This window comes from Actinoplanes couchii, from assembly GCF_016862075.1.
In the GTDB taxonomy this organism is placed as follows: domain Bacteria; phylum Actinomycetota; class Actinomycetes; order Mycobacteriales; family Micromonosporaceae; genus Actinoplanes; species Actinoplanes couchii.
In genome coordinates, this window is sequence record NZ_BOMG01000080.1 from 119,835 (window position 1) to 125,957 (window position 6,123).

The 6,123-nt window shown below is 69.7% G+C and carries 6 protein-coding genes; 3 read left to right on the forward strand and 3 right to left on the reverse strand.

The window, feature by feature from the left end; all coding sequences use genetic code 11:
* Positions 1 to 13: 13 nt before the first annotated feature.
* Both Aco03nite_RS32270 and Aco03nite_RS32275 read left to right on the forward strand, forming a co-directional pair.
* Positions 14 to 1,417: a pectinesterase family protein gene (locus Aco03nite_RS32270; RefSeq protein ID WP_203801635.1), complete on the forward strand. Its 1,404-nt coding sequence runs from the start codon at positions 14 to 16 to the stop codon at positions 1,415 to 1,417.
* Positions 1,414 to 2,829, forward strand: a complete 1,416-nt coding sequence (locus Aco03nite_RS32275) for an RICIN domain-containing protein (protein ID WP_203801637.1) — start codon at positions 1,414 to 1,416, stop codon at positions 2,827 to 2,829. The genes Aco03nite_RS32270 and Aco03nite_RS32275 overlap by 4 nt, the downstream gene beginning before the upstream one ends.
* Before the next feature lie 46 nt (positions 2,830 to 2,875).
* On the opposite strand, the gene Aco03nite_RS32280 is transcribed toward Aco03nite_RS32275, so the two are convergent.
* Both Aco03nite_RS32280 and Aco03nite_RS32285 read right to left on the reverse strand, forming a co-directional pair.
* Positions 2,876 to 3,592 (reverse strand): RNA polymerase sigma factor, encoded by a 717-nt coding sequence (locus Aco03nite_RS32280; RefSeq protein WP_203801639.1) that lies wholly within the window; start codon positions 3,590 to 3,592, stop codon positions 2,876 to 2,878.
* Between the two features lie 294 nt (positions 3,593 to 3,886).
* The gene (locus Aco03nite_RS32285) at positions 3,887 to 4,837 is read right to left on the reverse strand and encodes a helix-turn-helix transcriptional regulator (RefSeq protein ID WP_203801641.1); all 951 of its coding nucleotides are present in this window, start codon (positions 4,835 to 4,837) and stop codon (positions 3,887 to 3,889) included.
* Between the two features lie 92 nt (positions 4,838 to 4,929).
* On the opposite strand from Aco03nite_RS32285, the gene Aco03nite_RS32290 reads away from it, so the two are divergent.
* The gene (locus tag Aco03nite_RS32290; protein WP_239145621.1) at positions 4,930 to 5,370 is read left to right on the forward strand and encodes an EVE domain-containing protein; all 441 of its coding nucleotides are present in this window, start codon (positions 4,930 to 4,932) and stop codon (positions 5,368 to 5,370) included.
* A 68-nt stretch (positions 5,371 to 5,438) separates the two neighbouring features.
* Here the strand turns inward: Aco03nite_RS32290 and Aco03nite_RS32295 are convergent.
* Positions 5,439 to 6,123, reverse strand: a 685-nt coding sequence (locus tag Aco03nite_RS32295; protein WP_203801643.1) for an FAD-dependent monooxygenase, incomplete at its 5' end; no start/stop codon positions are given.

Sequence of the window (6,123 nt, forward strand, 5' to 3'; positions counted from 1 at the left end):
TGGGAGTTCGCGCATGGCAGTGCCCTTACCTCACGTCGTCGCCCTGTTCGTGGGCATTCCGGCGGCCCTCGCCGCCGTCGCGCCCGCGGCGAACGGCGTCTACACGATCGCCTCCGGCGCGAGCGGCAAGTGTCTCGACGTCGGTGGCGCGTCGACGGCCAACGGTGGGCTGCTGGTCCAGGTCGCCTGCAACACGGCCGCCGGTGACCAGCAGTTCACGGCCGTCGCCCAGAACGGCGGGTTCGGCCTGGTCAACACGACCAGTGCGAAGTGTGTGGACGTGCCCTATTCGACCACCGACCAGGGCACCCAGCTGTGGCAGTGGACGTGCGGCGCCAGCGCCAACCAGACCTGGACGTTCACCGCGTCGACCGCCGCGCCGGGCAAATACCTGATCCGGAGCGCCGCGAACGGGCTCTGCGTCAGCGACAAGGACGGCTCGACCGCCGGGAACAACCCGATCGTGCAGGAGACCTGCTCGGACATCGCCCGGATGCAGTGGTCGTTCAACCAGGTCTCCGGCGGCGGCACCACCACGGCGACGGTGGCCGCCGACGGAACCGGCACCTACCGGACCGTGCAGGCCGCCGTCGACGCGGTGCCGGCCGGCAACACCACCCGCCGGATCATCACGATCAAGGCCGGTACGTACCGGGAGATCGTGACCGTGCCGGCGAACAAGCCGTACATCACCTTTGAGGGCCTCGGCACCGACTACAGCAAGACCACGATCATCAACAACCGCGACGCCGGGCATTACGGGCTGCAGGGCAGCGGCACCGTGCAGGTCTACGGGCACGACTTCGCGGCCACCAACCTGACCATCACCAACGACTACGACGAGAACACGTACGAGACCGGGGACCAGGCGCTCGCGCTCTACCTCGACTCGGACCGCTCCCGGTTCAGCAGCGTCCGGCTGCTCGGCGACCAGGACACGTTCCTGGTCGACAACAACGCCCGCACCTACTTCACCGGCTCGTACATCGAGGGCACCACCGACTTCATCTTCGGCGCCGGTGTCGCGGTCTTCGCGAACAGCACCATCCACGAGAAACGCTCGACCGGCGGCACGATGACCGCGGCCAGCACCCCGGACACCAAGACGTACGGCTTCCTCTTCTACAAATGCACGATCACCGGAACCGGAAGCAACAACACCACGCTGGGCCGGCCGTGGCGGCAGGGCGCCCAGGTGCTGTTCCGGGAATCCAGCCTCGGCAACACCGTCAGAACCGCACAGCCGTGGACCGACATGTCCACCAACACCTGGCAGAACGCGCGTTTCACCGAATACAAGAACACCGGTTCGGGCGCCACCGTCAACGGCAACCGACTGCAATTGACCGACGCGCAGGCCGCCAACCACACCCCGCAGAAATACCTCGCCGGAACGGACGGATGGAACCCGCTATGAGAAGACTCCTGGCCGTAGGCCTGACCATTCCCCTGGCCGTTCTCGGCCTCAGCGTGCTGCCCGCCGAAGCGGCCGTCACCCCGGCCGCCGGTGGTGTCTACACCCTCGCGTCGGGGTCCAGCGGCAAATGTGCCGTCGTGACCGGCGCGTCCACCGGCAACAGCGCGCTGCTGGTGCAGGTCGCCTGCAACACCGCCGCCACCGACCAGCAGTTCAAGGCCGTCGCGCAGAACGGCGCGTTCGCCCTGGTCAACACCAACAGCGCGAAATGTGTCGACGTGCCCAACTCGAGCACCGTCTCCGGCACCCAGCTGTGGCAGTACACCTGCGGGACCAGCGCCAACCAGACCTGGTCGCTGACCGCCTCCACCGCCGCGTCCGGGAAGTTCCTGGTCAAGAGCGCGTCCAGCGGGCTCTGCGTCAGCAACAAGGACGGCTCCACCGCCGGGAACAACCCGATCGTGCAGGAGACCTGCTCGGACATCGCCCGGATGCAGTGGTCGTTCAACCAGGTGTCGGCCGGCTCGGCCTGGTCGAACACCGCCGACGGGTTCGCCCAGGGCACCACCGGCGGGGCGGGCGGCACCGCGGTCACCGTGTCCAACTACGCCGACCTGCTGAAGTACGCGACCGCGACCGAGGCCTACGTGATCCGGGTCAACGGCACGATGACCTCGGCCACCTACGGCTACGAGATCCCGGTCAAGTCGAACAAGACGATCGTCGGGCTCGGCACCACCGGCCGGCTCAAGGGCGGCGGGTTCTTCCTCGGCGCCGGGGTCCGCAACGTCATCATCCGGAACCTGACCATCGGCGACACCGACATGGCCGCCGACGACCCGGACGACAAGGACTACGACTACGACGGCATCCAGATGGACACCGCCGACCACGTGTGGATCGACCACAACACGTTCCAGAACATCAACGACGGCACCATCGACTCGCGTAAGGACACCAACTACGTGACGGTGTCCTGGAACCGGCTCGGCGGCCACAACAAGAACTTCGGCATCGGCTGGACCGAGAACGTTGTGGCCCGGATGACCATCCACCACAACTGGATCTACAACTCCAACCAGCGCAACCCCAGTGCCGACAACCTGGCGTACGCCCACCTCTACAACAACTACCTGCAGAACATCACGTCGTACGGCAACTACTCCCGTGGCGCCACCAAGATGGTCATCGAGAACAGCTACTTCGAGAACGTCAAGAACCCGTACTACCCCGACTCGACGGCCCAGCTGCGGCAGTCCGGCAGCATCGTGACCGGCTCGTCCGGCCGGCAGGAGACCCTCGGTTCGGCGTTCACCCCGAGCAGCTTCTACTCGTACACCCTCGACACCGCGGCCAACGTGCCCTCCGTGGTCAAGTCCGGTTCCGGTCCGCAGGCCGGCATCGTGATGTGATGCGACAGGCCGGCCCTCCACCAGGTGGAGGGCCGGCCTGTCGGTGTCAGTCGCCGGTGGGGGTGCAGCGCAGGCAGCCGCGGGTGTGCCGGGTCAACCGTTTGCGCCAGATCGCACACGGCCGGCCGTCCCAGCTCCGGGTCAGCCCGGTCAGCTGGTCGCACCCGCCGGCGTCCAGCGCCCGCGTCATGGTCCGGGCACTGGCCAGCCGGGTCCGCATCCGGTTGACCCGGACCGCGGCCAGCCCGGCCCCGACACCCAGCGCCGCGGCGGTCTCGGCCCGGGTGGTCCGCCCGGCGGTCTCCCGCCACCACAGCGCGAGCAGGTGTCGGTCGTCGTCGTCCAGCCAGCGCGCCGCCACGGTGATCTCCCGGCGCTGCCGCTCCAGCAGCTCCTCGGTGTCGGCGCGGTCGGTGAAGTCACCGGCCGGATCGGGCTGGTCCACGGTCAGCGTCTCCTGCCGGTGCTGCCGCCGGCGCAGATCACGCAGGTGCCGCTGGACCTGACGATCGGTGACGGCACAAACCCAAGGGCGAAAACGATCGATTTCCCGTACGGACGGCAGGCACCGCACGATCTGCAGCAGCGTCTCCTGGACCACGTCGTCGACGTCGGCGTGCCAGCGCAGGGCCCGGCCGACACGCCGGTAGACGTGCGCGACCTCCCCGGCGATCAGCCGGTCGACGGCTTGGCGATCACCGTTCTGGGCGGCCAGCACGAGTTCGGTGGCGGGTGAGGGTCTTCCGATGAGCATGCTCGGCATGAGCACTCCTTCGGGCACGGTGGGGGACGGGGAAGCAGGGCACGGGCCGTCTCCCGGGGAAGAGAACGGTTCCGTGACGGGGATTCAGGCAATCGATTGCCTGCCCTGCCGGCGGTCACCGTAAGCAGCCTTTCGAGAGGGTGTCAATCGTGGTGATCATCGTTTCCCGACCGGCATCGGAGATGCGATTTTTCTGTTATCCGGACCGTTCTCTGGCGCATCCGGATGCTTTCGGCCGGGGTCCGACAACAGAAATCTCCGGAACTTTTCCGAGAATGCGGAAAGGGACCGTCGTCACGAATACCGGGCTGCGATCCCGGCCCCGATACCGGCCAGCCGGGCCCGGAGTTCGGCGGGCTCCAGGACTTCGACGTCGGCGCCGAAGGCGAGCAGCGCCTGCGCCGCGTCCAGGACCGGGAACCGCAGGGTCAGGTCGGCCCAGGCGCTGTCACCGGGCGGCACCTCCCGGTTCTGCGCGTCGCCGTGCAGGCGCAGCACTCGCGGCAGCACGTGCCGTCGCACCCGGACCCGGACCGCGACCGCGGTACGGGCCGCCGCGTAGCGGTCCTGCAGCCCGCTCCAGGTGGCGGCGAGGTCGAAGCCGCTGCGCCGGCGGGCCGGGGTGTCCAGGACCGTTGCGTCCCGGACCCGGTCGACACGGAACGTCTTCATGATCCGGCGGTGCTCGGCGACCAGGTACCAGACGCCGGCCTTGTGCACCAGGCCGTGCGGATCGAGCGTGTAGGTCCCGGTGCCGGCGCCCGCGGAACCGTAGCCGATCCGGAGCCGGCGCCCGTCCAGGACTGCGGCCTGTACCCGGTCCAGGTGTGCCGGGCGGTCGTCGACGGCGCCCCAGCGCGCGGGGTCGACCAGCACCCGGCGGCCGATCAGGTCCGCGGTGTCCCGGTGACCCGCCGGCAGGGACGCGAGCACCTTGCGCAGCGCGGAGCCGAGCGCGTCACCGAGCCCGAGGTCGGCGTGCGGCCGGTCGGTGGTGAGCACGAACAGGGCACGGGCCTCGTCCGGACTGAGCCCGGGAACCTGGGTGCGGTAACCGGGCAGCAGCGCGATGCCGCCGCTGCGCCCGCGCTCGGCGTAGACCGGCACCCCGGCGGCGGACAGGGCTTCGGCGTCGCGGTAGATGGTACGGACCGACACCTCCAGCTCCGCGCCGAGTTCGGTCGCCGAGCGAGGGCTCCGTGCCTGGAGCAGCAGGAGCAGGGCGAGCAGCCGGTCGGGCCTCATGCTCCGACGGTAACCCCCAATACCTGACGCCCTGTGTCAGGTATGAGGCGCGACGATGGCGAGGTCCAGGAAGCCTGAGCAGGGGAGTCGTCATGTCGGACACGATGGAACGGGCCTGGCTCGGGGTGGTCTCCGCCGAGCACGCGGCGATCGGCGCCGACCTCGGCTGGATCCAGCTCAACCACGGCAAGCGCAACAACCTCCGGCGGCTGCGCCGGGGCGACGGGTTCGTCTTCTACTCGCCGACCCAGCGGCTCGGGGACCGCCGGCCGCTACGGGCGGTGACCCAGGTCGGGGTGGTCGCCGACGACGCGCCCTACCTGGCGGGCGAGACGATGGACATGGGTTCGCACGGGTCGTTCCGGCCGTGGCGCCGCGACGTCGACTTCGACACGACGGCACGCCCGGTCCCGATCCACGACCTGACCCTCGAGCTGACGGCCGCCGCGAACTGGGGTTACTCACTCCGCTACGGCCTGGTCCCACTGACCCCGGCCGACTTCACCACGATCCGCGCCGCGATGACGGCCTGACACTCAGTCCAGCGGTCCGGCGGCCCGGCGGGCGTGGCGAGCTGCAGCGATGCCGGCCGGGTTGGCGGTCAGTTCGGTGGGCCGGGGAGCATGGCGAGCCACAGGGCCCGGTCTCGGACGGGCAGGGCCCGGCGGACCTGGCTCAGGCGGGCGGCCAGGGCGGCGACGCGGGTGAGGCGCTGGGTGATCGGGCGGCGGCGGTGGTCGTACGCCGCAAGCGCTTTTGACGTGGAAGTGGTCTCGCGGAGGCAGCCGGCCAGGGTGACGGCGTCGATGATCGCCTCGCAGGCGCCGCGGCCCAGGTCCGGGGTCATCGCGTGAGCGGCGTCGCCGATCAGGACCGTGTCGCCGCGCACATAGGACGGCAGGCGCGGAGTGACGTAGACGTCTTGACGCAGGATCCGCTCCTCGGTCAGGGCGTCGAGAACCGGCTGGACCGGGGCCGCCCAGCCGTCGAACATCCGGCGCAGCACCTCCACCTCCCGGCCGGGGTGGAACCGTCCCTCGGGAGCCCGGGCCGTGGCGAACCAGTTGGTGCGGCCGCCCTGCTGCGGCGTCACCCCGAACTTGACACCCCGGCCCCAGGTCTCGACGAAGTCTTCGACGGTCATGTCCTCGACCACGCCGCGCCAGGCGGTGCTGCCGGAGTAACGCGCCCGGTAGGCGCCACCGAACAGGCGCTCGCGGGTACGGCTGAACACACCGTCGGCCACCACGGTCAGGTCGGCGCCACACCGCTCCGGATCTTCGGCC

What these genes read in the sequence shown, in the direction of transcription:
- Aco03nite_RS32270 (WP_203801635.1), top strand. Translation starts at nt 14, where the DNA reads ATGGCAGTGCCCTTACCTCACGTCGTCGCCCTGTTCGTGGGCATTCCG.
- Aco03nite_RS32275 (WP_203801637.1), top strand. Translation starts at nt 1,414, where the DNA reads ATGAGAAGACTCCTGGCCGTAGGCCTGACCATTCCCCTGGCCGTTCTC.
- Aco03nite_RS32280 (WP_203801639.1), bottom strand. Translation starts at nt 3,592, where the DNA reads ATGCCGAGCATGCTCATCGGAAGACCCTCACCCGCCACCGAACTCGTG.
- Aco03nite_RS32285 (WP_203801641.1), bottom strand. Translation starts at nt 4,837, where the DNA reads ATGAGGCCCGACCGGCTGCTCGCCCTGCTCCTGCTGCTCCAGGCACGG.
- Aco03nite_RS32290 (WP_239145621.1), top strand. Translation starts at nt 4,930, where the DNA reads ATGTCGGACACGATGGAACGGGCCTGGCTCGGGGTGGTCTCCGCCGAG.